Source organism: Rhodoferax ferrireducens T118 (assembly GCF_000013605.1).
GTDB lineage: Bacteria > Pseudomonadota > Gammaproteobacteria > Burkholderiales > Burkholderiaceae_C > Rhodoferax > Rhodoferax ferrireducens.
This window is the reverse complement of the sequence record NC_007908.1, coordinates 2,051,485-2,077,085: the sequence shown is the minus strand read 5'-3', so window position 1 is coordinate 2,077,085 and position 25,601 is coordinate 2,051,485. Positions and strand designations below refer to the sequence as shown.

Genomic DNA, 25,601 nt, shown 5'->3' with positions numbered 1-25,601 from the left:
GTGACTACCAGACTAATGATATAGAGCTTACTGAGCGGCGATACCGCCCTTGTTGGAAAGCCCCCAAACATAAGAAGCCAACACGTGAACCTGAGCCTCTGTCAACTTATCAGCCTGGGCGGGCATCTGGTTTGTCTTGCCCTCATTGATCATGGCAACAATGGCAGCCTCGCCATAGCCGTGCAACCAAATGTTGTCTGTCAAGTTGGCTGAACCAAGTGTCTGGTTACCCTTACCGTCGATACCGTGACAAGCGGCGCAGACAGCAAATTTTTCCTTACCGAGGGCTGCCTGAACAGAATCGTGTGGGCTACCAGACAGGCTCAACACATACTGTGCCAGGTTCTTGACATCTTCTGCCGTGCCGACAGCCGCTGCCATCGGTGGCATCACGGCAATACGACCCTTGGTGATGTCGGCTTTGATAATCTCCGGCGTACCGCCACCCAACCAATCGTTGTCAGTCAGGTTCGGAAAACCCTTGTTGCCGCGAGCATCAGAGCCGTGGCACTGGGCGCAGTTGTTCATGAACAAACGCTCACCAATAGCCATGGCCTGTGCATCTTTGGCCACGTCTTCGGGTTTCATGGCTGAAAATTTGGCATACAAGGGGGCGACCTCGGCATTGCCTTTATCGACCTCCGCCTGGTGTTGCCCAACGGACGTCCAGCCCAACTTGCCGCCATAAGTGCCTAGCCCTGGATACAGCGCCAGATAGATGAAGGAAAAAACAATCGTGATGACAAACAACCAGGCCCACCAGCGCGGCAGGGGGTTGTTCATCTCCCGCAAATCGCCATCCCACACATGCCCGGTAGTGTTATCGCTGGTCGACATGCCTTTGGACTTGCCGGTCAATATCAGCAGCAGCAAACAGGCCACGATACTGACGATGGTGATTCCGGCGACATATATCGACCAGAAATTGCTTGTAAAGTCGCTCATCTTTTATCCTCTTTTTTTATTGCAGTTCGTCAGTCTTGTTCAAAAGGTAGGTTCGCGGCTTCCTCGAAATCAGCCGCATTTCGGCGGGAGTAAGCCCACACAATGATGCCAATAAATGTGATGAAGCTAACCACCGTGGCCATCGAACGAAGGGTGTTGATATCGAGTTCCATACAAAATATCTCCCGTTTACTTGACCAAGGTTCCTAAAACCTGCAAATAGGCAATGACGGCCTCAACTTCTTTCTTGCCTCTCAACTCTTCCGATGACTTGGCTATTTGCTCATCGGTATAAGGCACGCCGACGATCCGCAATGCTTTCATGTGCGCCGGCATCGAATCCGCATCGACAGAGTCTCTGAGAAGCCATGGATAAGCCGGCATATTCGATTCAGGCACCAAATCCCGCGGATTGTTCAGGTGCGTTGTGTGCCACTTATCGCTGTACTTGCCACCGACGCGATGCAGATCAGGACCGGTGCGCTTGCTGCCCCATTGAAATGGATGGTCGTAGACAAATTCGCCCGCTACGGAATAGTGGCCGTAACGCAGGGTTTCGGCGCGGAACGGTCGAATCATTTGTGAGTGGCAGTTGTAGCAACCCTCTCGAGTGTAAATGTCACGCCCCGCCAACTGGAGTGCCGTGTAAGGCTGCAGGCCCTTGACCGGCTCAGTCGTGGACTTCTGGAAAAACAGCGGAACAATTTCCACCAAGCCACCCACCAGCAACACCAGCAAGATCAAAACGATCATCAGGAAGTTGTTGGTTTCGATTCTTTCGTGCGACAGTGCGCCGCTTGCCTTGTTGTTTGCCATGGTATTTTCCTTTTCAAGCGTGGGCAACAGCGGCCGGAATGGTCACGGTGACGGAACGGCCATTGGTCGCCGTCTTGAACGTGTTCCAGAGCATGACCAGCATGCCTCCGAGGTACAAAAGACCACCTAGCAAACGCAACACATAAAACGGGAACGTGGCCTTGACGGATTCCACAAAAGTGTAGGTCAAGGTGCCATCGGGGTTGATCGAGCGCCACATCAAACCCTGCATCACACCGGCAATCCACATGGCCGCGATGTAGATCACGATTCCAATCGTCGCGGTCCAGAAATGCACCTCAATGGCCTTCACGCTGTACATCTGCTTCTGGCCAAACAGACGCGGGATCAGGTAGTACATGGAGCCCATGGTCACCAGACCCACCCAACCCAGCGCTCCTGAGTGCACGTGACCCACGGTCCAGTCGGTGTAGTGCGACAAGGCATTGACGGTCTTGATCGACATCATCGGACCTTCAAAGGTCGACATGCCATAAAACGACAGCGACACAATCAGGAAACGCAGAATAGGATCATCACGGAGTTTGTGCCAGGCACCCGACAAGGTCATGATGCCGTTGATCATGCCGCCCCAGCTTGGTGCCAGCAAAATCAGGGAAAACACCATCCCCACCGATTGCGTCCAGTCCGGCAGCGCGGTGTAGTGCAGATGGTGCGGGCCTGCCCACATATAAGTGAAGATCAGCGCCCAAAAGTGAACAATGGACAGGCGGTATGAATACACCGGCCGCTCAGCCTGCTTGGGAATGAAGTAATACATCATGCCCAGGAAGCCTGCCGTCAAAAAGAACCCAACTGCGTTGTGGCCATACCACCACTGCACCATGGCATCCTGCACACCCGCATACGCTGAGTACGACTTCATGTAGCCCGCGGGAATGGCGGCACTGTTAACCAAATGCAGCAACGCCACAGCAAGAATGAAAGCGCCAAAAAACCAGTTCGCCACATAAATATGACGAACTTTGCGGGTGCCGACCGTGCCAAAAAACACGATCGCGTAGGAAACCCAGACCACCGTAATCAGGATGTCAATCGGCCATTCCAGTTCTGCATATTCTTTGCCTTGGGTAAACCCCAATGGCAGAGAAACAGCAGCGGAGAGAATAACCAGTTGCCAGGCCCAAAAAGTGAAAGAGGCCAGACCACCCGCAAACAGACGAACCTGACAGGTTCGCTGAACCACATAGTAAGAAGCGGCAAACAAACCACAGCCGCCAAAGGCAAAAATCACCGCATTGGTGTGCAAGGGGCGCAAACGACCGTAGCTAAGCCAGGAAATACCAAGATTCAGCTCCGGCCAAGCCAACTGGGCGGCAATGATCACGCCCACCAGCATACCGACCACGCCCCAGACCACCGTCATGACAGCAAACTGCCTGACAACCTTATCGTCGTAGGTAGTTGCTAGCGTATTTGAAAATGCCATATTCACCTCTTCTCAGTTTGTTTTACATTAGTTTCTTATGGTTCGTCACGTTGTCTCGCCACTTACCAGCAGATCTTATGAACCCTGTCAAATTCTTACAAAAATACTCATGAATCCTTGAGAATTCTTTCACCTTCAGACTCGATATCCTCAAATTGACCACGGTAAATCGCCCACCACAGTCCAGCGAGGATGAAAAACACCAGAATGACGGACAACGGAATCAACAAATACAGTATGTCCATCAAGTTCTCACTATCCCAATCCAACAAGCTTGACCAGGTGCCGGTGCTCTTGATCAACTTTGGAGATAACGATCTTTAACCCGTCTCGCCATTCGATCACGAACGGGGTTTTCTTGACACTTGTTTCTGCAATCATCGGAAAATTTCGCTATTTGAAGTGTAAATTATCCAAGGGAACATCCAAGACAGCCAATCGGTGAAGTCGCACATCAAATCTGCCTTTGAAGCCGGGGCGTTTCAACGCCTGGTCTGACAATGGGATCGATTCAATGGCTCTTGATGGGCAGGCTTGGTACTTGGCAAGACTGTACGCCTCAAACTGCACCGTGAGAATACCTTGGACACGGTATTTTCATACCTACATAAAGGTAAAACGAGCCGTCACGATATGCTGAAGCGGTTCATCGAACCAGCAAGCTGCCGGGCAAGCCACCGCGTCTATTCTGAACCCAGCTTGCTCTGCATCGCATAGCGTGTCAGTTCGGCAACAGTGTGCAAATCGAGTTTGCCCATCAGATCGCGTCGGTGGGTCACCACGGTGGCAGGCGAGATTTGCAATTTCTCTGCGATTTGTGCGGATGTGCACCCCATGGCGACGAGCTCAAGGACCTGACGTTGACGGGCGCTAATGCGCGCCGACCTATCCAACTCACCTGACCGCTCGCGCTCGACAAGTGCAGGCGGCTTGCTGACCTCACGCATCAGCGACTCAATGCGCCGCAGCAACTCAGAACCCTCCTGATTGAGACGCTTGTTGTCGCTGATATCGAGCTGCGTACCGGCAGCACGCAAGGGGCCCCCGTCGGCGTCGCGGACAACCACCTTGCCCCGTTCCAGCACCCAGACCCAATGGCCGTCTTTGTGGCGCATCCGGTGTTCGGATTCATAAGCGCGCGTTTCGCCGCTCAAGTGTGCGTCCCGCGCGGCACAGACCAGTGGCCAATCCTTCGGGTGCACCAGCTTCTCCAGGCTGCGGATGTTAGGTTCGATCTCATCCTGGCCGTAGCCCAGCATGGCACACCAGCGCGCACTGGTCGCAAACTCGCCACTGCCGACATGCCAGTCCCACAGACCCAGGCCGGAGCCGGCCAGCGCCAATTCCAACTGCTGCTCGCTTTTCTGAATCAGCAGCTCGGCGGCCTTGCTTTCGGTGATGTCTTGCTTGATGGCAACAAAGTTACGAATCGAACCGTCGCTCGCAGTCACTGGCGCAATCGCCATGGCCTCGTCATAGAAGGAGCCGTCCTTGCGCCGGTTGATGAGTTCGCCGCGCCAGACCTGCCCCGAGAGGATGGTCGCCCACATGTGCCGGTAAAACGCGCCATCATGCTTGCCGGAACTCACCAACTGGCTCGGATTGCAGCCGAGCGCCTCCTCAACACAATAGCCGGTCATCTGAGTGAAGGCCAGGTTGGCCCACTCAATTTTCCCCTGGACGTCGGTGATCACAATGCCATTCGCAGCCGAATCCAGGGCAACTTCAAACAGTCGCAAACGCGACTCAAGTTTCGCACGCACCAGCGCGTTGCGCATGGTGCGTCCCAAGGCTTTGTAATCAAACTGGCCTCTGATCAAATAGTCCTGCGCACCGGCCTCGAGGGCGGCAATGGCAAAGTTATCGTCATCGACGCCGTTGAGCACAATGATGGGCACATTGGGTAAGGCAGCGTTCATCGCCACCACGGTGGACATCCCGGATGAATCAGGCAAGGAAGTCTTGAGCAGAATGACGTCGGGCCTGACCTGACGCGCTTGCGCAATACCTTGCGCCAGAGATTTTGCCCATATCAGAGAAGGCTCATGGTCGTCTCGGCAGAATCCGGCTTGTTGCAGACAGGATTTGATCAAACCAAAGTCGCCCAACGCATCCTCCACCACGAGGATGGTTGTGGCTTGAGCCATGGCATTACCAGCCCTGTCTCCAGTCGCCACGGAGGATGAAAAATTCAAAAAATGTCCTTTGCCAATGTCGGATCAACTATTCGCCCGGAGCTGATCAGGGTTACGATCTGAAATTTCATGAAGCAAGACCACAGAACCCGCGCTCACGTCGTATGTCGTCATTGCACACCCGCCAAGTCATGGCAAGGCAGGGGTGTTTTTGCAGGCTTCGCACCATAGGATAACCGCAAGGCGTTGAGTACCACCAACAAGGAACTCATGCCCATACCCAGACCCGCCAGCCAAGCTGGCATCCACCCCACCATAGCCAGCGGCACACACACCGCGTTGTACCCGGCCGCCCACCAGAGATTTTGCCGCACCACACGCAGGGTACGACGAGCCAGACTCAGCGCTTGCGCCACCGCACCGATTTGATCACCCAGCACAATAAAGTCCGCCTGCGCCTGCGCCAATGGCACCGCCTGCCCAAAGGCGAACGACACGTGGGCGCCGGCCAGCACCGGGCCATCATTAAGACCATCCCCCACGACGGCCACCCTGTGCCCCTGTTGTTGGGCACTACGCAAGAAATCGAGCTTGTCCTGCGGTGAACAGGCGCCCTTGAACGCTGTGATGCCAACCTGAGCGGCAACCCTGGCCGCGGCCGACAGACTATCGCCTGACAACAGGTGCACCGCGATGCCCGCACCCTGCAGGGCCGCCACCGTCGCGATCGCATCCGATCGCAGATCTTCATGAAATTCAAAAGTCGCCAGCCAGCCCTGCGCGTCGCTCAGGCAGGCCTGCAAGGTGTCTGGCCGGGCAATCTCAACACCACAGAAGTCAGCAGAACCCAGCCGCAGCTCAATCGGTGCACCGCCGGCGCTGTCAGACCGGACCCGGCCCGACACCCCGGCGCCTGCCAACTCGCGCACGCCTTCGGCCTGCCAGGGCGCAGAGCTTGCGGCCCCGACCGCCGCCAGTACCAAGGCCCGCGATACCGGGTGCAGTGAATAGTGCGCCAAAGTGGCCGCCATGGCCAGCGCCTGCTCTGGGGCAACGCCCGCTCGCGTCTGAACGTCCCCCAATACCATGGCATCACGCGTCAAGGTGCCCGTTTTATCAAACACCACCGTGTCAATCGCCGCCAACGCCTCAAAGGCCTCCAGTCGACGTACCAGCACGCCCCGTCGCGCCAAAGTGCCCGCTGCCGCCAACATGGCAGCCGGCGTTGCCAATGACAAGGCACAAGGGCAGGTCACAACCAGCACCGCCACCGCCACCATCAGCGCATGGCCCGGTCCCCGCCCCCACCAGAAAGCAGCAGCCAGACCCGCGGCCAACAGGACCGCCAACAAAAAAGGCTTGGCAATGCGATCCGCCAGGCGCGCGATCGGTGGCTTGGTTGTTGACGCGCTTTCCATCAACGCCACAATCTGGGCAAAACGGGTTTGATGGCCGAGTCGCTCGACCCGAACCTGAACCACGGTTGAGAGGTTATGGCTGCCGGCGATCACCGCCGCGCCAACGCCACGCGCGACCGGGCGCGACTCGCCCGTGAGCAAGGCCTCATCGACCGTTGTCTCGCCTTGCAGCACCACACCATCAGCCGGAAAAGTCTCACCCGGCAGGATTCGCATGACGTCGCCCGCCACTAGGCGGCGCACCGGCACACGTTCATAAGTTCCGTCTCCAGCCCGGCGCGCCACGCTGTCGGGCAAGCGGTTCATCAAGACTTCCAGCGCGCCGGCGGTTCGATCCCGCAGGCGCAATTCCAGCCAGCGGCCAGACAACAGGAAGAAAACAAACATGGTGAGCGAGTCGAAATAGACCTCACGACCAAAAATACCCAGCGGCTCAAACGTGCCAGCGGTGCTAACGGCAAAAGTAATCAGCATGCCCAAGGCCACCGGCAAATCCATGCTGATGCGGCGATGCAACACGTCGCGCATGGCACTGCCAAAGAACGGCCCGCAGGAGAACAGGACCACCGGCAGCGTCAACACCCAGGACGCCCAGCGCAGCAGTTGCTCCATTTCGGCCGTCAAATCACCAGGCTCTGCGACGTAGGCCGGGTAGGCGTACATCATCACCTGCATCATGCACAGCCCGGCCACCAGCAGGCGCCAAAGCGCCTTGCGCGCTTCGGTTTTTCGGCGCTCGCGGGCAAACGCATCGTTGGCCGGCACAGCACGGTAACCGGCCGCTTGCACCGCACCCATCCAGTCCGACGGGCGCACCGCATCTGCCGACCAGACGACGCGCGCACGATGGCTGCCAGCACTGACGTCGGCCGTCACCACGCCCGGCACGCCCAGCAACGCATCTTCAAGCGTCAAGGCACAGGCCGCGCAGTGCATGCCTTCAATCAGGATGTTGGACTCCCAATAATTGGCGCGCTTGACATCAGGACGACTGAAGGCCGACCACTCCTGCGGGTCATCCAGCAGCCGCAGCCTCTCTACAGCCGCCTCAGAACCTGGCGCTTGGGCTGGACTGCTGTCATCTGGATTGATCGGGACAGGTGGCGCCGCGACGGCGACGGCCGGACTGGCAATTGACATGAGTTCCAAGAGTTGCCGACAAGGCCCGCATTTTACTTGACGACCATCAAATCAACAGCGAACGAGCGGTGTAAGCTGCATGTCTTTAGCCCCCAGGAACAAACCATGTACAAAAAAATTCTTGTCGCCACCGATGGTTCCACCTTGTCAAAAAAAGCGGTCAGCAGCGCGATTGACCTGGCGGCGCTGTGCGAGGCCGAATTGGTGGCCATGAAAGTCATCCCGCGCTACCCGCAAAGCTATTTTGAGGGCGGTCTGGCCTTGCAGGCAGCCGAGGTTAGCCGGGTTGAAAAACAGTGGGCTGAAGACGGTCAGGCCGTTGTCGACGCAGTGCAGCAAGCCGCGCTGGCCAAAGGCGTCAAGACCAAGGCCATCACGGTCAAGTCGGACCTGGTATCGGACGCCATCATTGCCGCAGCCAAAAAACACAAATGCGACTTGATCGTCATGGCATCACACGGCCGCCGTGGCATCAAGCGCATGCTGCTGGGCAGTGAAACCCAGCTGGTGCTCACACACTCTCATGTGCCGGTGCTGGTGCTACGCTGAATACTGTTCGCGCAACACGTTTTTTTGCACCTTGCCCATGCTGTTGCGCGGCAGGGCATCGACCACAAAGCACTGCTTGGGCACCTTGAAATTGGCCAAGGTCGCTTTCAGGCTGACAAGAATCCTGGCGGACTCTAGCGCCACACCCGGTTTGGCCACCACCACGGCCACGCCAACCTCGCCAAAGTCAGCGTGGGGAACACCAACCACGGCGCTCTCGGCCACGCCCGGCAACTCGTTGATATAGCCCTCCACCTCCGCCGGATAGACGTTGTAGCCGCCGCTGATAACCAGGTCTTTGCTGCGCCCCACGATCGTCACATAGCCCTGCGCGTCGATTTTGCCGACATCGCCGGTTTTGAAGAAACCATCCAAGGTGAATTCTTCGGCTGTCTTCTCTGGCATGTGCCAGTAACCCTTGAACACGTTGGGTCCCATGACCTCGATGTTGCCGATTTCCCCTGCCGCCACATTCTCGCCAGCGTCGTCCTGCACCCGCAGGCTGACACCCGGCAAAGGGAGCCCGACGGTGCCACCGCGGCGCGCGCCTTCCGACTCGCGGTACGGGTTGGACGTGATCATGGCGGTTTCGCTCATGCCATAGCGCTCCAGAATAGTGTGGCCGGTGCGCTCCTGCCAGGCCTTGAAAGTTTCAATCAACAAGGGGGCGGAGCCAGAAATGAAGAGCCGCATGTGACGCGCCACTTCCCGGGTCAGGCCCGGTTCGGCCAGCAGGCGCACATAAAGCGTGGGCACACCCATGAACACAGTGGCTTCAGGCAGCTTCTTGATCACCGTTTTGGGATCAAACTGATTGAGCCAGATCATCTGGCTGCCGCTCAGCAGTGCGCCGTGAATCGCCACAAACAGGCCATGCACATGAAAGATCGGCAAGGCATGCAGCAGCACATCACCACCCTCATCCAAGCTGCGCCAGCCCCAGTAACTTTTCAGCACCTGGGCGTTGCTGAGCAAATTGCCGTGCGTCAACATGGCACCTTTGGAGCGGCCGGTGGTGCCGCTGGTGTAAATGATGGCCGCCAGCTCATCGGCATGCTTGAATGCCACCTCATGCTGATCGGGCTGGGCGGCGGCGCGCGCCAGCAGCGAGCCGGTGCGATTCTCATTGAGCGTGAAGACATGCTGCGTGCCCGCCTTGAACGCCAGTTGGCTGATCCAGCCAAAATTCCGATCCGTACAAACCACCACGGCGGGTTCCGCATTGCCAATGAAATACGCCATCTCGGCGCTTTGGTAGGCGGTGTTGAGCGGCAAAAAAACAAACCCGGCGCGCAAGGTCGCCAGATACAGCAGCAGCGCCTCGACCGATTTTTCCACCTGCACCGCGATGCGGGCACCTGCTGGCAAGTCAAGCGACCCGAGCAGGTTGGCCAGCATGGCCGTCGCGCGCTCCAGGTCGCGCCAGGAGTACAGCAGGCCGGTGTCGGTTTCAATCGCTAGCGCGTCGAGGTTTGGAGGGAATGCTGCGCGCAAGGCAGCAAAAAGATTGGCATTACTTTGATTCATCACGTTTTGGGTCCGCATATCGGACGATTTTTTGAGTTTGACACCTTCAAAACACCGGCTTTCGCTTTTCCAGAAAGGCGGTGATGCCTTCACGGTGTTCGGCACTGGCAGCGTAAGCGTAGGCATTGGCGCCGCCATTTGCTAGTAAATTGGTAGCTTCTTGCACCCTATTGACGGGGGCTAGAGGCTGATTTAACGCTCTTAATGTCTGTTTATTCAGCCGCGCCGCCTGCGGTGCCAGGGCTGCCATGCGCAGTGTGATCGCTTGCGCCTGTGCCGCCAAGGACTCCTCTGACAGCACCTGGCTGAGAAAACCTGCGGCCTTCATGTCTACCGCTTCGAGAATCTCTGCGGCCAGCAGCATCTGGCGCGCCACGGTCAGCCCCACTTCACGTGCCACCAGGGCGGCTTCACGCGGCGCCATCGGAAAGCCCAGCCGGGCAATCGGCGCGCCAAATTGGGCGCTGGCAGCGGCCAGCCGGATATCGCAACAACTGGCAATCTCAACCCCAGCACCCATGCAGTTACCCGCAATTTGCGCCACGATCGGCACGTCGCAGTCCAGCATGGCCTGCAGGCCACCCCAGACGTCGCTCTCGTGAAAGTCGCGCAAACTGGCTTCCTGAAACCGGAAATCAGCGTACTCGGAGATATCACCGCCCGCGCAGAAATGCGCGCCCTCCCCCGCCACCAGCACACACCGCAGGTCAGGGCTGCGCTGAATGCGCTCAAAAACAGCGCGCAAGTCGCGCCACATGGCACGCGACATGGCATTGAATTTGGGCTTGTTGGCGATCGTGACCAGCGCCACCGCGTCCCGGTGCTCGCAGTGAACATGGCCATGCCGCGCCACTTTAGAACTCATAACGATCTGCTTTCAGAATGAAACCAAGCTTTCTCAGCCAACACATTTGCTATTATATAAATAGCATTTTGCGCTTATTCCACGGGGGCTAGAGCCCTATTTTGTATGAGTCATTGGCGAGCGCCGGGCCCACCACCACAATCCCACACCGCCGACGATCATGGGCAGGCACAGCCATTGCCCCATGCTCATGCCGAGCGACAGAATGCCAAGAAACGCATCCGGTTCGCGGAAAAACTCGGCGATAAAGCGAAACACGCCGTAGCCCACCAAGAAGGCCGCCGCCACCTGGCCCTGTTTGCGCTCCTTGCGAGCGTACAGCCACAGCAGCACGAACAACAGCAGCCCTTCGCCCAAGAACTGATACACCTGCGATGGATGCCGTGGCAGATCGCCCGCGCCCCTGAAAACCATGCCCCAGGGCAAATCCGGGCTGCTCAGACGCCCCCACAGTTCGCCGTTGATAAAGTTGCCCACCCGCCCCGCCGCCAGGCCCGTGGGCACACACGGCGCCACAAAATCAGCCACCTGCAGCCAGGGTTTGGCGCGTGAATGGGCAAACCAGATCATGGCGGCAATCACGCCCAGCATGCCACCGTGAAAGCTCATGCCGCCTTGCCAGACGGCAAAAACCTCCAGCGGGTGCGCCAGGTAGTAGAGCGGCTTGTAAAACAGGCAGTAGCCGATGCGCCCGCCCAGCACGACGCCCATCACGCCCATGAACAGAATGTCTTCCACGTCTTTGCGCGACCAGGCACCAGCCCCTGCGATCGAGGCAAACGGCTCATGCCGAAGGCGACGGATACCCAGAAACATGAACAAGCCAAAAGCGGCGAGATAGGTCAGTCCGTACCAGTGGACGGCCAGCGGTCCGAGTTGCAGGGCAACGGGATTTATTTGAGGATGAATCAGCATGGACGGCATTGTGCACGCAAGCGCAGGCCCCTATCGCGAAGACCCGTGCGCGTTTCATGCGAGCTGCGACCGTGCAAACGCCACAAAGCGCTCCAGTGTCGGACTGATGCCGTCCTGACGCCACACCAGACTGGTCTCGCAGCCCGGCATCGCGTTGACCTTGTTGCCAGGGGCTTTCTGAGTTGCACCTACCTCGCGGTAGATCACACCGGAGCGCTGAAACTGGCGCACGCTCTCGGGCACCCACGCCACACCCAGCCCGGCCGACACCAGGTTGACAATCGTCTGCATCTGGATGGCCTCCTGCGCCACCGCGGGCAGGTAGCCTGCCGCGTGGTACAGCGCAAAGATCGCGTCATACAGCGAAGGCACGATGCGCCGCGGAAAGATGACCAGTGGCTCCGCCAACACCTCGTTCAAAGTCAGCACGGCTCGACTCGCCAGCCGATGATGTTCGGGCAGGGCGAGCACCAGCGACTCTTGCGTGATCAACAAATGCGCCAGGCCCACTGGGGCAAAGCCCGGCGCATGCAGCATAAAGCCGGCATCCATCTCACCGCGCTCAAGCCCGAGTAACTGCACGTCACCCGTGGCTTCCAGCAGATCGAGTTGCACCTTGGGGTAGAGCTGCCGAAAGGCGCGCACCCACTGCGGCAACAGCGCAAAGCCCACGGTGGACACAAAGGCCAGCCGCAGGCGCCCCACTTCGCCCGTCGCTGCCGCCCGGGCCTGCGCCGGCAAGGCCTGCGCGCGCGCCAGCAGATCCAGCACGGCCGGCAGCAAGGCCTGCCCGGTGGCGGTGAGTTGCACACTGCGCTTGGTGCGGTCAAACAGGCGCACACCCAACAGCTTTTCCAGCTGGGCGATCGCTTGCGTCAGGGGCGGCTGGGTCATGTGCAGGCGCGCGGCCGCGTGGCCAAAATGCAGTTCTTCGGCCACGGCCGAGAACTGCCGCCACAGCCGCAGTTCGATGAGGTGCGGGTTCAACGGCTGGTGGAACGACTGATTGAGCGACTCATTCATATGCTGCGAGTATTAATTGCCACTTAAAAATATATTGGAACAACATAATAGCCCGGCGCATACTCTGGCCTGAAAAACGGCAATCCTTTCACGAGAGACTTCTTATGGACATCAAACCAGTCATCCTGAACCCACGCAGCAAAAACATCACCGAGGGCAAATCGCGGGCGCCCAATCGCTCCATGTACTACGCCATGGGCTACGAGGCCGACGACTTCAAGAAGCCCATGATCGGTGTCGCCAACGGCCACAGCACCATCACACCGTGCAACTCCGGCCTGCAAAAGCTGGCCGATGCCGCCATTGCCGCGATTGAAGAAGCCGGCGGCAACGCCCAGGTGTTCGGCACCCCCACCATTTCCGACGGCATGTCGATGGGCACCGAGGGCATGAAGTATTCGCTGGTCAGCCGCGAAGTAATTTCCGACTGTATTGAGACCTGCGTGCAGGGCCAGTGGATGGACGGTGTGCTGGTGATCGGCGGTTGCGACAAAAACATGCCCGGCGGCCTGATGGGCATGCTGCGCGCCAATGTGCCCGCGATTTATGTCTACGGCGGCACCATTTTGCCGGGCCATTACAAGGGCCAGGACCTCAACATCGTGAGCGTGTTCGAGGCCGTGGGCGAGAACGCCGCAGGTCGCATGAGCGACGAAGATCTGTTGGAGATTGAGCGCCGCGCCATCCCTGGCCCCGGCTCTTGCGGCGGCATGTACACCGCCAACACCATGAGTTCGGCCTTTGAGGCACTGGGCATCTCCCTGGTCTACTCGTCCACCATGGCCAATCCGCATGACGAGAAGCTGAATTCGGCCCAAGAATCAGCCAAGGTGCTGATTGAAGCCATCAAGAACGACCTGAAGCCGCGTGACATCGTGACCCGCAAATCGATTGAGAACGCGATTGCCGTTGTGATGGCGATTGGCGGCTCGACCAACGCGGTGCTGCATTTCCTGGCGATTGCCCATGCCGCAGGCGTGGAGTGGACGATTGACGACTTTGAGCGTGTACGCCAAAAAACCCCGGTGTTGTGCGACCTCAAACCGAGCGGCAAGTACCTGGCGGTGGACCTGCACCGCGCCGGTGGCATTCCGCAAGTGATGAAGATGCTGCTAAGCGCTGGCCTGCTGCACGGCGACTGCATCACCATCACCGGCCAGACCGTGGCTGAAGTGTTGAAAGACGTGCCGGATGCACCACGGGCAGACCAAAACGTGATTCGGCCGATGAACAAACCGATGTATGCCCAGGGCCATCTGGCCATTCTGAAGGGCAACCTGGCCCCGGAAGGCTGCGTCGCCAAGATCACCGGCCTGAAAAACCCGGTCATGACCGGCCCGGCACGCGTCTTTGAGGACGAACAATCGGCCTTGGCCGCGATTCTGGCCAACAAGATTGTGGCCGGCGATGTCATGGTGCTGCGCTACCTCGGCCCCAAAGGCGGCCCCGGCATGCCCGAAATGCTGGCCCCGACCGGCGCGCTGGTCGGCCAGGGTTTGGGCGAATCAGTCGGCCTGATCACCGACGGCCGTTTCTCCGGTGGCACCTGGGGCATGGTGGTCGGTCACGTGGCACCGGAAGCGGCTGCCGGCGGCCTGATTGCTTTGATTGAAGAAGGCGACTCGATCACCATCGACGCGCACCAGTTGCTGCTGCAACTCAACGTCAGCGACGACATCATTGCCAAACGCCGTAGCGTGTGGACGGCCCCGCAGCCGCGCTACACACGCGGCGTGCAGGCCAAGTTTGCCTTTAACGCATCCACCGCCAGCAAGGGTGCGGTGCTGGACAACTACTGAACGACGGCGCCGCTGACAAGTCAACCTAACCTGGAACCGGACCGTTATGGCGAGGTGTCTCTTTATTTGCATGACGAGCCACTGATCCAGTTCAATCCAAACTTTGAGGAGTTTTTCATGTTCAAAAAATTGCTGGCTTTTTTTGCCGCCATGTTCCTGGTCGCAGCGTTCGCGGCGGTCGACGTCAACAAAGCCACTGAAGCCGAGCTCGATGGCATCAAAGGCATCGGTCCCGTGACCACCAAGCTGATTATTTCCGAGCGCAAAAAAGGTGAATTCAAGAGTTGGGACGATTTTGTGACCCGCGTGAAAGGCGTCGGCGACAAAAATGCGGCCAAGTTTTCCGCTGAAGGTCTGACTGTCTCGGGTGCCACGTACCAGGGCCCAAGTGCAGCACCGGCCAAGAAAGCCAACAAGCCATTGACGGAAAAGGCCAAAGATGCGGCCGTGACCACCAAAGACGCCGTCAAGGGTGCGGCTATCAGCACCAAGGACGCGGTTAAAGGAGCGGCTGTCGGCACCAAGGACGCGGTCAAAGAAACTGCAAAAGACGTGAAGACAGCTGTCACGCCTAAAGCTGATGCAGCCAAACCGGCTGCCAGCGCTGCCAAAAAATAAGGCCAGAATTTGCGCTTATAAAAAAACCCGCCAAGGCGGGTTTTTTCGCATTGGGACTTCAGGCCGCGCCCTCAGTGCACCACCCGCTCAAAGCTGAACTGCCCGGGCGAGCGGATCGGGTCCACATCGACAGGAATCACGTCTTTCGGCGCGAACTTGCCTTCCAGCAGCAGCTTGGACAGCGGGTTTTCGATCCGTTGCTGGATCGCACGGCGCAGGGGTCGCGCGCCAAACACCGGGTCGAAACCGACCTTGGCCAGCTCAGCCAGCGCCGCAGGAGACACCTCCAGCGTCAACTCCATCTTGGCCAGGCGCTCTTGCAGCACCTGAATCTGGATTGCGGCAATCTTGGCAATGTGCGATGCATCGAGCGCGTGGAACACCACGGTCTCGTCGATACGATTCAAAAATTCGGGCCGGAAGTAATTTTTCAGCTCCGCCGTCACCGCGTCCTTGATGTCCTCGCTGTCTTGCCCGACCATGCTCTGGATCATCTGCGAACCGATGTTACTGGTCATCACGATCACGGTGTTCTTGAAGTCCACCGTGCGGCCCTGGCCGTCAGTCAAACGCCCATCGTCAAGCACTTGCAGCAACACGTTGAACACATCCGGATGCGCTTTTTCGACCTCATCGAGCAGCAGCACGCTGTAGGGCTTGCGGCGCACGGCTTCGGTCAGGTAGCCGCCCTCCTCGTAACCGACATAGCCGGGTGGCGCGCCAATCAATCGCGCCACCGAATGTTTCTCCATGAACTCACTCATGTCGATGCGCACCAGGTGGTCTTCCGAGTCAAACAGGAAACCGGCCAGCGCCTTGCACAGCTCGGTCTTGCCAACCCCCGTGGGGCCGAGGAACAGGAACGAGCCGGTCGGCCGATTCGGGTCCGACAAGCCGGCGCGCGAGCGGCGGATGGCGTTGGCGACCGCCGTGATGGCTTCGTCCTGCCCGACCACGCGCTGGTGCAGTTTGGCCTCCATCAGCAGCAGTTTGTCGCGCTCACCCTGCATCATTTTGGACACCGGAATACCGGTGGCACGGCTCACCACTTCGGCAATTTCTTCGGCACCGACCATGGTGCGCAGCAACTGCGCGCGCCCGCCGTCCTTGGCTGTCTTGGCTCTGCCCGCTTCCTGGTCTTGTGCGTCCTTGAGCTGCTTTTCCAGCCCCGGCAGCTTGCCATACTGCAACTCGCCAGCGCGGTTGAAATCGCCCTTGCGGGTGAGCTCCTCAATCTGGAAACGCACCTTTTCGATCTCTTCCATGATCGCTTTGGAGCCCTGGGCCTGGGCTTTTTCGGCCTTCCAGATTTCGTCCAGATCGGCAATCTCCTTCTGCAACCGGACGATCTCCTCCTCGATCAGGCCAAAGCGTTTTTGCGAGGCTTCATCCTTCTCGCGGCGCACGGCTTCGCGCTCGATCTGCAACTGGATCAATCGCCGGTCGAGCTTGTCCATCACCTCAGGCTTGGAGTCGAGCTCGATCTTGATCTTGGAGGCCGCCTCGTCAATCAGGTCAATCGCCTTGTCGGGCAGGAAACGGTCGGTGATGTAACGGTGGCTCAACTCCGCGGCCGCGACGATCGCCGGGTCGGTGATCTGCACGCCATGGTGGGTTTCATACTTGGCCTGCAGACCGCGCAGGATGGCGATGGTGTCTTCCACCGTGGGCTCTCCGACCAGGATTTTCTGGAAGCGGCGTTCCAGCGCGGCGTCTTTTTCGACGTACTTGCGGTATTCGTCCAGCGTGGTCGCGCCCACGCAGTGCAACTCACCTCGCGCCAGGGCGGGTTTGAGCATATTGCCCGCATCCATTGCGCCCTCGGCCTTGCCGGCGCCCACCATGGTGTGCAACTCGTCAATGAACACAATGGTCTGGCCTTCGTCCTTGGCCAGGTCTTTGAGCACATTTTTCAACCGCTCTTCAAACTCGCCACGGAACTTGGCCCCTGCCAGCAAGGAGGCCATGTCGAGCGACAAAACCCGCTTGCCCTTGAGTGAATCGGGCACTTCACCGGCGACGATGCGTTGCGCCAGGCCTTCCACAATGGCGGTCTTGCCGACACCGGGCTCGCCAATCAGGACGGGATTGTTTTTGGTGCGCCGTTGCAGCACCTGGATGGCACGGCGGATTTCATCGTCGCGACCAATCACCGGGTCAAGCTTGCCCAGGCGAGCCCGCTCGGTCAGGTCAATACAGTATTTTTTGAGCGATTCACGCTGGTCTTCGGCATCCGCGCTGTCCACGTTCTGGCCACCACGCACGGCGTCAATCGCCGCTTCCAGCGACTTGCGGGTCAAGCCGTTTTCTCTGGCAATTTTGCTGATGTCCTGCTTGCTGTCCGTCAGCACCAGCAAAAACAACTCACTGGCGACAAACTTGTCCCCGCGCTTGATGGATTCTTTCTCGGCTGCCTGCAACAGCGACACCATGTCGCGCCCGACCTGCACCTGCTCTTGCCCGGTCACCTCGGGCAGCCTCTTCATGGCAGCTTCGGCGGCGGCCAGAAGCCCTGGCACATTGACGCCAGCGCGCTGCAGCAAGGCTTTCGGGCCGTCCTCTTGCTTGAGCATGGCGATCAGCACATGGACCGGCTCGATATAGGCATTGTCACTGCCCAGGGCCAGCGTTTGCGCCTCGCCCAAGGCTTCCTGAAATTTGGTGGTGAGTTTTTCGATTCGCATGGCGATCCTCTTCATCGTTGATTCACGATTACCTTGGGTTAACAAAGCCCATTTCAAGGCCAACAGCGCGCGCCAGAGCTGACTAAAATCAAAACATGGTGATTCATCAAGTGCAAGTCAGCTACGTGGTGGCGCAGGATCGCCTGCTGGTGCGGCTCAACACGCGTGCGGACCAGGAACTGCGGCTTTGGCTGACACGCCGGATGGTGAAGAACCTGTTTTTACACATGCTGCAGGCGTCAGGCGCATCGCCCAGCCCGCTGCGTCCGCTGGCAAGTCAAGACGGCGGCGCCGACCGGGCTCTGGCCAAGTTCAAACGCCTGGAAGCACTGCAGCAAGCCGACTTTCAGACCCCGTTCAAAGTGCAGGCCTCGGCCTTGCCGATCGGCCAGGAGCCGCTGCTGGCCACCACGATCCACATCACGCCTCTTGACGCAGGCAACTTGCGCGTGGGGTTTGAAGAAAAACTGGAGGGCAGCCAGGGATCACGCTGCTTTGAAGTCACCCTGGGTCCGCCCTTGCTGCATGGCTTCATGCATCTGCTCGAACTGGCGCTGAAAGAAGCCGACTGGGGCCTGTTGCTGAGCCCTAACCCTGACGCTCCAGCTTCTTCGCCGCCGGATGCCTTTGCCAGTGCCGAGCCGCCGCGCTACCTGAACTAATTGGATGCCGCAATGCCCCAGCGTGCCAGGGCGGCATCGTCGCTGACTCGCGCATCAACCCAGCGCGCGCCCTCGGGGGTTTGCTCCTTCTTCCAGAACGGGGCTTGGGTTTTGAGGTAGTCCATCAAAAACTCGCAGGCCTTGAAACTCTCGCCCCGGTGCGCCGAGGTAACCGCCACCAGCACGATCTGATCCAGCGGTTGCAGCAGTCCAACGCGGTGAATGACACGCGCGCCATAGATGTCAAAACGCTTGAGCGCCGCATCCATCATGGCCTCGATCGATTTTTCGGTCATGCCGGGGTAATGCTCCAGCTCCATGCTGCTGATGCTGCCGGATGTGCCCGCGGTGCGGTCGCGCACGGTGCCGATGAAGCTGCAGACGGCGCCTACGCGGGGGTCTTGCGCACGTAGCAGCGCGACCTCAGTGCTGAGGTCGAAATCTGCGGTTTGAATGCTGACTCGTGGTGAAGTTGCTTGATTTTCCATGGGTTGCTTCCTTACTGGCGATGCCTCACATTTACTGGCGATGCCTCAGATCTTTTTATTGGTGTATTCCCCCCCTCTCCCCCAACCCCTCTCCACCCCCGCCGGGGCGGAAAGGGGAGCTAACCGCCACATTTGGCCTTGTCTTTGAAGGTGGGAAATCGACGCACCCAGGCACGTTGGCCTTTAACTAATTGATCGGCTTCTCGATGGGTTGGCACCACTCAAAGGCCAGTGCGCAGTCGACTGCAAATTTCCCACCTCAAAAAAACGCGGCCACATGAAGCTCCCCTCTTTCGCCCGGCGGGGCGAGAGAGGGGTTGGGGGAGTGAGTGGGGGAAAAAATAGCAATAAACCAGCCCTCACAAATTCACCCCCCCGTGACAGGAGGAAAGAACGCCACCTCAGCCCCCTCCACCAATGCAACAGCCTCATCACACATCACCTGATCAACAGCCAGCCGCACCGAGCGTCCCCGCGCCAGGCAATCAGCATACGCCCCGCCCCGCGCAATCAACTCATCCCGCAGCGCAGCCAAAGTGGCTGAATCGGTCGTCACGGACTCGCTGGCCAAACCCAGCGCCTCGCGGATGGAGGCGAAATACTTGACAGTAACTTTCATCCCAACAACTCCGAAAAAGGAATAAACCGCACGTGGTCACCAATAGCAATGGCCTGGCCGGGCGGGTTGTCCACCAGCCCATCACCCCAGACGGCCGAGGTCAGCACACCCGAGCTTTGGTTGGCAAACAGATCCAGCCCACCCGCGGCGTTGCGCCGCACGCGCAAGAACTCACGGCGTTTATCGGCTCTAGCCCAGGTGAAATGGGCGGGTATAGCTATTGATTTAATAGCGCTATGGGTGACCCCTTGCAATTCAAGCAAAAACGGCCGCACCAGCAGCAAGAAGGTGACAAAGCTTGACACCGGATTGCCAGGCAGCCCGATAAAGTGGGCGTTGGCCACCCGGCCATAGGCAAACGGCTTGCCGGGTTTGATGGCGATCTGCCACAAATCAAGCTGCCCCAGCGACTGCACGGCGGGCTTGATGTGGTCTTCTTCGCCGACCGAGACACCACCGCTGGTCAGGATCAGGTCATGGTCCTGCGCGGCCGCCTGCAGGGCGGCTACCGTGGCGTCCAGGCGGTCCGGCACGATACCCAGGTCGCTCACCTCACAGCCCAGGCGCAGCAGCAGCGCGCGCAAGAAGAAGCGGTTGGAGTTGTAGATGGCACCGGGCTTCATCTGCTCAGGCGCCACGTCGCCGGGCATGACCAACTCGTCGCCGGTCGAGAACAAGGCCACCCGCGGGCGCCGCGCTACCTGCAACAGGTTCATGCCAATACTGGCCGCCAGCCCCAATGCGGCGGGCGTTAGCAGCTCTCCTTTTGAGAGCACAACAGCGCCTCGTGTGACGTCCTCACCGGCACGGCGAATCCATTGGCCCGGTGCCGGCACGGACTTGATGCGCACCACGTTGCTGCTGTGTCCGTCCGCGCCAGGCAGCACTTCGCAGTCTTCCTGCATCACCACGGCATCGGCACCAAAAGGGATCGGCGCGCCGGTAAAAATACGCGCCACGGTCATCGGGGCCAACGGCACACCCGACGAGCCAGCGGCAATGCGTTGCGACACGGGCAAAGTGCCCGCCTCTGGCGCAGTAGCCTGCAAGGCCTGCGCCACGTCAAAGCAGCGCACGGCATAGCCATCCATCGAACTGTTGTCGTGCGGGGGCACCTGCAGGTCAGACACCAAATCTTGCGCCAGCACCCGGCCATCGGCCTCAAAGGTGGACACAAATTCGATATCGGCCAGCGGCACGGCAAAAGCCAGCAACTGGCTCAAAGCGTCATCGAGCGGCATCAGGGCCGCACGAGGCGAATCTGGCGAGCCGGGCCGCGTCATGCCATGTCTTCCAGGCAATAGTTGAAGCGGTCCTGATTCGCCACCAGCCAATCCGCCAGCGCCTCGGCATCATTGAGGTCCAGCACCGGGCGCAAGGTCGCGTGCGGCAGTTGATCGGGTGAATCGGTGGCAATGGCGACGATGAAGTCGTCGTCCATGTAGCGCGCCGGTTGCCTGGCCTGCGCCCGCCAGACCTCCACCTTGAGCAAGTCCGAGTCCTTGAAACCTTCGACCAGCACCCAGTCCACGCCCTCGTAGAGTTCGGCAATCAATTGATGCACCGTGAGTTGTGCCGCCTGCTCAAACTCGCGCATCAGCGCCAGCCGTTTGCTTGAGGCCACAACCACTTCAAAGGCACCGGCCTCACGGTGGCGGTAGGTGTCTTTTCCCGCATGGTCAATGTCAAAATGGTGGTGGGCATGCTTGACCACCGACACCCGCAGTCCCCTGCGCCGCAACGCCGGAATCAGCCGCTCCACCAGCGTGGTCTTGCCCGAGCCGGAAAACCCGGCAAAACCAACCACCTTCATGCGCAGTGCTCGGCAATATAGGCCTTGACCGCCTCAACATCAGCCGCCATGCGGGTCACACGCTTGGGCAAGGCTTCGATGCCGACAAATTTGGCTGGGCGATCCGGCTCACGCCCGAGCGCCTCCACAATCGTGGCGGCAAACTTGATGGGCAAGGCCGTCTCCATCACGATCATCGGCACCCCCGGCTGCAAATGCTCACGCGCCACCTTGACGCCGTCTGCGGTGTGTGTGTCGATCAGCATGCCAAAGCGCTCAAAGCTGTCTTTGATGGTGGCGAGGCGATCCGCATGGGTGCTCTGGCCGCTCTGAAAGCCATAGCGCAAGGTGCTCTGGTTAAAGGCCGGGTGCTGACTCAAATCAAAGCGGCCGGTGCGGGCCAGCGCATCCCCAAACAAGGCCTTGACCCGGGCCCCATCACGGCCCAGCAGGTCAAACACAAAGCGCTCAAAGTTGGACGCTTTGGAGATATCCATCGACGGACTCGATGTCTCATGCGTGTCGGCACTGCTGCGCACGCGGTAGACACCGGTTTTAAAAAACTCGTCCAGCACGTCGTTTTCATTGGTGGCCACCACCAGCTTGGCGATCGGCAGGCCCATCATGCGAGCCACATGACCGGCGCAGACATTGCCAAAGTTGCCGCTGGGTACCGTGAAGCTGACCTTCTCGGCATTGGTTTCGGTGGCCTGGAAGTAACCGGCAAAGTAGTACACCACCTGGGCCAGCAGGCGCGCCCAGTTGATGGAGTTGACCGTGCCGATCTTGTATTTGCGTTTGAACTCAAGGTCGTTGGACACGGCCTTGACCATATCCTGGCAATCATCAAACACGCCGTCGACGGCAATGTTGTGAATGTTCTCGTCCAACAGGCTGAACATCTGCGCCTGCTGGAACGGGCTCATGCGATTCGCCGGGCTGGTCATGAAGACGCGCACGCCTTTTTTGCCGCGCATGGCGTACTCGGCGGCGCTGCCGGTGTCGCCGCTGGTGGCGCCCAGAATGTTGAGCTCTTCACCGCGGCGCGCCAGCTCGTACTCAAACAGGTTACCCAGCAACTGCATCGCCAGGTCCTTGAAAGCCAGCGTCGGGCCATTGGACAGGGCCTCCAACCAGAGTCCATTCTCCAGGTGGCGCAGCGGCACAATTTCGCCGGTACCAAACACCTCGGCGGTGTAGGTCTTGTGGCAAATCGAGCGCAAGTCGGGCGCAGGAATGTCGTCGATATAGAGCGACAAAATCTCGAACGCCAGCTCGGCATAGCCCTCCTGGTGGTACACCGCGCGCCAGCGGGTCAGCGTGGCGTCGTCCACATGCGGATAACTTTCGGGCAGGTACAAGCCGCCGTCGGGCGCCAGGCCTTCGAGCAGGATTTCACAAAAATGCTTGCGACTCATGTCGCCACGGGTAGAGATGTAGTTCATCAGGCTAATTCTTCCTTGCGAATGCGGGTAATGGGTTCCAGCACGGTGGGCAGGGCCTGCATCAGGCCAATAGCAGCGTTCATTTTGGCCTCGACGCAGTCGTGGGTCAGGATGATGACGTCGGTCTGCGCGATCTGCACAACACCGCCCTGGCCCCCCACTTCATCGGCCTCGCGCTGCAGAACGGCGTCAATGCTGATGCTGAGCGACGCCAGAATGCCGGTCACCTTGGCCAGCACACCGGCTTCATCGGCCACGCGCAAACGCAGGTAATAGCTGGTCACCACCTCGCTCATGGGCAGCACCGGCAGATCGCTCATGGCATTGGGTTGGAACGCCAGATGCGGCACGCGCTGTGCCGCGTCTGCCGTGTGCAGGCGGGTGATGTCAACCAGGTCGGCAATAACCGCGCTGGCGGTTGGTTCGGAGCCCGCGCCCTTGCCGTAGTACAGCGTGGTGCCCACGGCATCGGCCTGCACCATGACCGCATTCATGGCCCCTTCCACATTGGCGATCAGGCGCTTGGCGGGCACCAGGCACGGGTGAACGCGCAACTCAACCCCGGCTGAAGTGTGTTGTGCCGCATCAAGCTCGCGCCGCTTGGTGATGCCCAGCAACTTGATGCGGTAGCCCAACTGCTCGGCATATTTGATGTCGGCGGCGCCGAGCTTGGTGATGCCTTCAACATAGGCCTTGTCGAACTGCACCGGAATACCGAACGCGATGGCCGACATGATGGTGACCTTGTGCGCGGCGTCCACGCCTTCAATGTCGAAGGTCGGATCGGCTTCGGCGTAACCCAGCGCCTGCGCTTGCTTGAGCGCCACGTCGAAGTTGATGCCTTTGTCCCGCATCTCGGACAGGATGAAATTGGTGGTGCCGTTGATGATGCCGGCGATCCACTCGATCCGGTTGGCCGTCAAGCCTTCACGTAAAGCCTTGATGATGGGAATGCCACCGGCCACTGCCGCCTCAAATGCCACCATCACGCCTTTTTTGGATGCGGCGGCAAAAATCTCGGTGCCATGCACGGCCAGCAGCGCCTTGTTGGCCGTGACCACATGTTTGCCCGCCGCAATCGCTTCCAGCACCAGGGTCTTGGCAATGCCGTAGCCGCCAATCAGTTCAATCACGATGTCGATGTCGGGGTTGGCAATCACCGCCCGGGCGTCATTGACCACCTTGACGTCTGGTCCGACCAGACTTTGCGCCCGCGCCACGTCCAGATCCGCCACCATGGTGATTTCGATGCCACGACCGGCACGGCGCTTGATTTCTTCCTGGTTGCGACGCAGCACATTGAAGGTGCCCGAACCGACAACGCCAATGCCTAAAAGACCTACTTGAATCGGATTCATAAATATTTTAATTAAATGGGCCTCTAGCCCCCGTGAAATATACGTTAATAGCTATTAAAATAATAGCATGCTAATTGCTGTGGCGCTTGCGGTAGGCTTCCAGAAACTTGGCCACACGGCCAATGGCTTCGCGCAAGTCATCTTCGTGCGGCAAAAACACAATCCGGAAGTGATCCGGCGCGGGCCAGTTGAAGCCCGTGCCCTGTACCAGCATGACGCGCGTTTCCTGCAGCAGCTCCAGAAAGAATTGCTGGTCGTCGGCGATCGGGTACAGCGTTGGATCGAGCCGCGGAAACATATACAACGCGGCGCTCGGCTTGACGCAGGTGACGCCCGGAATGGCGGTAATCAGTTCATAGGCCAAATCGCGCTGGCGGCGCAGACGCCCACCCTCGCACACCAGGTCATTGATGCTCTGGTAGCCCCCGAGCGCGGTCTGGATCGCCCACTGACCCGGCACGTTGGAACACAAGCGCATGTTCGAGAGCATGTTCAGGCCCTCGATGTAATCCAGCGCGGGTTTCTTGTCACCCGAGACGATCATCCAGCCCGCCCGGTAACCGCACGAGCGGTAGCTCTTGGACAGGGAGTTGAAGGTCAGCGTCAGCACATCGTCGCTCAGGGAACCAATCGCCGTGTGGCGCACGCCGTCGTACAGCACTTTGTCGTACACCTCGTCGGCAAAGATCACCAGACCGTGCTCGCGCGCAATCTGCACGATGGCCTTGAGCAGCTCATCGGAATACAGCGCGCCGGTCGGGTTGTTGGGGTTGATGACCACGATGCCCTTGGTACGCGGCGTGATCTTGGCGCGAATGTCATCCAGGTCCGGCATCCAGCCGCGGGCCTCATCACACATGTAATGCACCGGTGTGCCGCCCGACAGACTGGCGGCCGCCGTCCACAACGGGTAGTCGGGTGAGGGCAGCAGCAACTCGTCACCAATGTCGAGCAGCGTGTTGGTGGCCATGACGATCAGTTCACTGGCGCCATTGCCCAGATAGATGTCGTCCAGCGTCACGCCCTTGATGCCCTGCTTTTGGGTTTCATGCATGACCGCCTTGCGCGCCGCAAAAATACCCTTGCTGTCGGAGTAACCAGCCGAATTGGGCAGGTTGCGGATCATGTCCTGCTGGATTTCTTCCGGGGCGTCAAAGCCGAACACCGCCAGGTTGCCGATATTGAGCTTGATGATCTTGTGCCCCTCTTCTTCCATCTGGCGCGCGGCGTCCATGATGGGGCCGCGAATGTCGTAACAGACATTGGCCAATTTGGCTGATTTGCGTATGGTCTTCACAGGCTCTCCGATGGGGTTGCGCGGGGCGGAACTTATAATTTGACCACATTTCATTG

23 protein-coding genes are annotated in these 25,601 nt (G+C 59.2%); 4 read left to right on the top strand and 19 right to left on the bottom strand.

Annotated elements, in window-relative coordinates:
- Positions 1 to 27: 27 nt before the first annotated feature.
- The 7 genes from ccoP to RFER_RS09740 form a co-directional block, all read right to left on the bottom strand.
- The gene (ccoP, locus tag RFER_RS09770; protein ID WP_011464227.1) at positions 28 to 945 is read right to left on the bottom strand and encodes a cytochrome-c oxidase, cbb3-type subunit III; all 918 of its coding nucleotides are present in this window, start codon (positions 943 to 945) and stop codon (positions 28 to 30) included.
- 29 nt (positions 946 to 974) lie between these two features.
- Positions 975 to 1,118, bottom strand: coding sequence for a cbb3-type cytochrome oxidase subunit 3 (locus RFER_RS09765; RefSeq protein ID WP_011464226.1), 144 nt, complete (start codon positions 1,116 to 1,118; stop codon positions 975 to 977).
- Positions 1,119 to 1,134: 16 nt separating this feature from the next.
- On the bottom strand, positions 1,135 to 1,761 hold the full coding sequence (gene ccoO / locus RFER_RS09760; RefSeq protein ID WP_011464225.1) for a cytochrome-c oxidase, cbb3-type subunit II: 627 nt from the start codon (positions 1,759 to 1,761) through the stop codon (positions 1,135 to 1,137).
- A 13-nt stretch (positions 1,762 to 1,774) separates the two neighbouring features.
- On the bottom strand, positions 1,775 to 3,211 hold the full coding sequence (gene ccoN / locus RFER_RS09755; RefSeq protein WP_011464224.1) for a cytochrome-c oxidase, cbb3-type subunit I: 1,437 nt from the start codon (positions 3,209 to 3,211) through the stop codon (positions 1,775 to 1,777).
- A 107-nt stretch (positions 3,212 to 3,318) separates the two neighbouring features.
- Positions 3,319 to 3,456 (bottom strand): cbb3-type cytochrome oxidase assembly protein CcoS, encoded by a 138-nt coding sequence (ccoS, locus tag RFER_RS09750; RefSeq protein ID WP_041790507.1) that lies wholly within the window; start codon positions 3,454 to 3,456, stop codon positions 3,319 to 3,321.
- Between the two features lie 438 nt (positions 3,457 to 3,894).
- Entirely contained in the window at positions 3,895 to 5,358 is a 1,464-nt protein-coding gene (locus RFER_RS22985) for a PAS domain S-box protein (RefSeq protein ID WP_011464222.1), read from the bottom strand.
- A gap of 158 nt (positions 5,359 to 5,516) precedes the next feature.
- Entirely contained in the window at positions 5,517 to 7,904 is a 2,388-nt protein-coding gene (locus RFER_RS09740) for a heavy metal translocating P-type ATPase (RefSeq protein ID WP_011464221.1), read from the bottom strand.
- Between the two features lie 105 nt (positions 7,905 to 8,009).
- Here RFER_RS09740 and RFER_RS09735 point away from each other — a divergent pair, with 105 nt between their 5' ends.
- The gene (locus tag RFER_RS09735) at positions 8,010 to 8,453 is read left to right on the top strand and encodes a universal stress protein (protein WP_011464220.1); all 444 of its coding nucleotides are present in this window, start codon (positions 8,010 to 8,012) and stop codon (positions 8,451 to 8,453) included.
- Here RFER_RS09735 and RFER_RS09730 read toward each other — a convergent pair.
- From RFER_RS09730 to RFER_RS09715, 4 genes are all read right to left on the bottom strand, one after another.
- Positions 8,445 to 9,980, bottom strand: coding sequence for a malonate--CoA ligase (locus RFER_RS09730; protein WP_041791875.1), 1,536 nt, complete (start codon positions 9,978 to 9,980; stop codon positions 8,445 to 8,447). The genes RFER_RS09735 and RFER_RS09730 overlap by 9 nt on opposite strands.
- Positions 9,981 to 10,026: 46 nt before the next feature.
- Positions 10,027 to 10,845 carry an enoyl-CoA hydratase/isomerase family protein gene (locus tag RFER_RS09725; RefSeq protein ID WP_011464218.1) on the bottom strand — a complete coding sequence of 273 codons (819 nt, stop codon included), beginning with the start codon at positions 10,843 to 10,845 and terminating at the stop codon, positions 10,027 to 10,029.
- A gap of 96 nt (positions 10,846 to 10,941) precedes the next feature.
- Positions 10,942 to 11,760, bottom strand: coding sequence for a prolipoprotein diacylglyceryl transferase (gene lgt / locus RFER_RS09720; RefSeq protein ID WP_041790503.1), 819 nt, complete (start codon positions 11,758 to 11,760; stop codon positions 10,942 to 10,944).
- Between the two features lie 54 nt (positions 11,761 to 11,814).
- Positions 11,815 to 12,783 (bottom strand): LysR family transcriptional regulator, encoded by a 969-nt coding sequence (locus tag RFER_RS09715; protein ID WP_011464216.1) that lies wholly within the window; start codon positions 12,781 to 12,783, stop codon positions 11,815 to 11,817.
- Between the two features lie 104 nt (positions 12,784 to 12,887).
- Between RFER_RS09715 and ilvD the strand changes: the two genes are divergently transcribed.
- A complete protein-coding gene (ilvD, locus tag RFER_RS09710; RefSeq protein WP_011464215.1) occupies positions 12,888 to 14,582 on the top strand; it encodes a dihydroxy-acid dehydratase in 1,695 nt (564 codons plus the stop codon).
- A gap of 117 nt (positions 14,583 to 14,699) precedes the next feature.
- Positions 14,700 to 15,200, top strand: coding sequence for a ComEA family DNA-binding protein (locus tag RFER_RS09705; RefSeq protein ID WP_041791870.1), 501 nt, complete (start codon positions 14,700 to 14,702; stop codon positions 15,198 to 15,200).
- A gap of 71 nt (positions 15,201 to 15,271) precedes the next feature.
- Here RFER_RS09705 and clpB read toward each other — a convergent pair whose 3' ends face one another.
- Positions 15,272 to 17,884, bottom strand: coding sequence for an ATP-dependent chaperone ClpB (gene clpB / locus RFER_RS09700; protein ID WP_011464213.1), 2,613 nt, complete (start codon positions 17,882 to 17,884; stop codon positions 15,272 to 15,274).
- A 95-nt stretch (positions 17,885 to 17,979) separates the two neighbouring features.
- On the opposite strand from clpB, the gene RFER_RS09695 reads away from it, so the two are divergent.
- Complete coding sequence (locus RFER_RS09695; protein WP_011464212.1) at positions 17,980 to 18,546, top strand: hypothetical protein; 567 nt, start codon at positions 17,980 to 17,982, stop codon at positions 18,544 to 18,546.
- Here RFER_RS09695 and RFER_RS09690 read toward each other — a convergent pair.
- The 7 genes from RFER_RS09690 to RFER_RS09660 all read right to left on the bottom strand — a co-directional run bounded on the left by RFER_RS09690 (position 18,543) and on the right by RFER_RS09660 (position 25,545).
- The gene (locus tag RFER_RS09690; protein ID WP_011464211.1) at positions 18,543 to 19,034 is read right to left on the bottom strand and encodes a molybdenum cofactor biosynthesis protein MoaE; all 492 of its coding nucleotides are present in this window, start codon (positions 19,032 to 19,034) and stop codon (positions 18,543 to 18,545) included. The two genes, RFER_RS09695 and RFER_RS09690, sit on opposite strands and share 4 nt — an antisense overlap.
- Positions 19,035 to 19,401: 367 nt before the next feature.
- Entirely contained in the window at positions 19,402 to 19,653 is a 252-nt protein-coding gene (locus RFER_RS09685) for a MoaD/ThiS family protein (protein ID WP_011464210.1), read from the bottom strand.
- Positions 19,650 to 20,936 carry a molybdopterin molybdotransferase MoeA gene (gene glp / locus RFER_RS09680; RefSeq protein ID WP_011464209.1) on the bottom strand — a complete coding sequence of 429 codons (1,287 nt, stop codon included), beginning with the start codon at positions 20,934 to 20,936 and terminating at the stop codon, positions 19,650 to 19,652. Before glp ends, RFER_RS09685 begins: the two co-directional genes overlap by 4 nt.
- A complete protein-coding gene (gene mobB / locus RFER_RS09675) occupies positions 20,933 to 21,466 on the bottom strand; it encodes a molybdopterin-guanine dinucleotide biosynthesis protein B (RefSeq protein WP_011464208.1) in 534 nt (177 codons plus the stop codon). The genes glp and mobB overlap by 4 nt, the downstream gene beginning before the upstream one ends.
- The gene (gene thrC, locus RFER_RS09670; protein WP_011464207.1) at positions 21,463 to 22,890 is read right to left on the bottom strand and encodes a threonine synthase; all 1,428 of its coding nucleotides are present in this window, start codon (positions 22,888 to 22,890) and stop codon (positions 21,463 to 21,465) included. Before thrC ends, mobB begins: the two co-directional genes overlap by 4 nt.
- Positions 22,890 to 24,248 carry a homoserine dehydrogenase gene (locus RFER_RS09665; RefSeq protein WP_011464206.1) on the bottom strand — a complete coding sequence of 453 codons (1,359 nt, stop codon included), beginning with the start codon at positions 24,246 to 24,248 and terminating at the stop codon, positions 22,890 to 22,892. The genes thrC and RFER_RS09665 overlap by 1 nt, the downstream gene beginning before the upstream one ends.
- Positions 24,249 to 24,318: 70 nt before the next feature.
- On the bottom strand, positions 24,319 to 25,545 hold the full coding sequence (locus RFER_RS09660; RefSeq protein ID WP_041791866.1) for a pyridoxal phosphate-dependent aminotransferase: 1,227 nt from the start codon (positions 25,543 to 25,545) through the stop codon (positions 24,319 to 24,321).
- Positions 25,546 to 25,601: the final 56 nt, after the last annotated feature.

Excerpts from the sequence above, each read along its gene's own strand:
- ccoP (WP_011464227.1), bottom strand. The coding sequence starts at position 945 with ATGAGCGACTTTACAAGCAATTTCTGGTCGATATATGTCGCCGGAATC.
- RFER_RS09765 (WP_011464226.1), bottom strand. The coding sequence starts at position 1,118 with ATGGAACTCGATATCAACACCCTTCGTTCGATGGCCACGGTGGTTAGC.
- ccoO (WP_011464225.1), bottom strand. The coding sequence starts at position 1,761 with ATGGCAAACAACAAGGCAAGCGGCGCACTGTCGCACGAAAGAATCGAA.
- ccoN (WP_011464224.1), bottom strand. The coding sequence starts at position 3,211 with ATGGCATTTTCAAATACGCTAGCAACTACCTACGACGATAAGGTTGTC.
- ccoS (WP_041790507.1), bottom strand. The coding sequence starts at position 3,456 with ATGGACATACTGTATTTGTTGATTCCGTTGTCCGTCATTCTGGTGTTT.
- RFER_RS22985 (WP_011464222.1), bottom strand. The coding sequence starts at position 5,358 with ATGGCTCAAGCCACAACCATCCTCGTGGTGGAGGATGCGTTGGGCGAC.
- RFER_RS09740 (WP_011464221.1), bottom strand. The coding sequence starts at position 7,904 with ATGTCAATTGCCAGTCCGGCCGTCGCCGTCGCGGCGCCACCTGTCCCG.
- RFER_RS09735 (WP_011464220.1), top strand. The coding sequence starts at position 8,010 with ATGTACAAAAAAATTCTTGTCGCCACCGATGGTTCCACCTTGTCAAAA.
- RFER_RS09730 (WP_041791875.1), bottom strand. The coding sequence starts at position 9,980 with ATGAATCAAAGTAATGCCAATCTTTTTGCTGCCTTGCGCGCAGCATTC.
- RFER_RS09725 (WP_011464218.1), bottom strand. The coding sequence starts at position 10,845 with ATGAGTTCTAAAGTGGCGCGGCATGGCCATGTTCACTGCGAGCACCGG.
- lgt (WP_041790503.1), bottom strand. The coding sequence starts at position 11,760 with ATGCTGATTCATCCTCAAATAAATCCCGTTGCCCTGCAACTCGGACCG.
- RFER_RS09715 (WP_011464216.1), bottom strand. The coding sequence starts at position 12,783 with ATGAATGAGTCGCTCAATCAGTCGTTCCACCAGCCGTTGAACCCGCAC.
- ilvD (WP_011464215.1), top strand. The coding sequence starts at position 12,888 with ATGGACATCAAACCAGTCATCCTGAACCCACGCAGCAAAAACATCACC.
- RFER_RS09705 (WP_041791870.1), top strand. The coding sequence starts at position 14,700 with ATGTTCAAAAAATTGCTGGCTTTTTTTGCCGCCATGTTCCTGGTCGCA.
- clpB (WP_011464213.1), bottom strand. The coding sequence starts at position 17,884 with ATGCGAATCGAAAAACTCACCACCAAATTTCAGGAAGCCTTGGGCGAG.
- RFER_RS09695 (WP_011464212.1), top strand. The coding sequence starts at position 17,980 with ATGGTGATTCATCAAGTGCAAGTCAGCTACGTGGTGGCGCAGGATCGC.
- RFER_RS09690 (WP_011464211.1), bottom strand. The coding sequence starts at position 19,034 with ATGGAAAATCAAGCAACTTCACCACGAGTCAGCATTCAAACCGCAGAT.
- RFER_RS09685 (WP_011464210.1), bottom strand. The coding sequence starts at position 19,653 with ATGAAAGTTACTGTCAAGTATTTCGCCTCCATCCGCGAGGCGCTGGGT.
- glp (WP_011464209.1), bottom strand. The coding sequence starts at position 20,936 with ATGACGCGGCCCGGCTCGCCAGATTCGCCTCGTGCGGCCCTGATGCCG.
- mobB (WP_011464208.1), bottom strand. The coding sequence starts at position 21,466 with ATGAAGGTGGTTGGTTTTGCCGGGTTTTCCGGCTCGGGCAAGACCACG.
- thrC (WP_011464207.1), bottom strand. The coding sequence starts at position 22,890 with ATGAACTACATCTCTACCCGTGGCGACATGAGTCGCAAGCATTTTTGT.
- RFER_RS09665 (WP_011464206.1), bottom strand. The coding sequence starts at position 24,248 with ATGAATCCGATTCAAGTAGGTCTTTTAGGCATTGGCGTTGTCGGTTCG.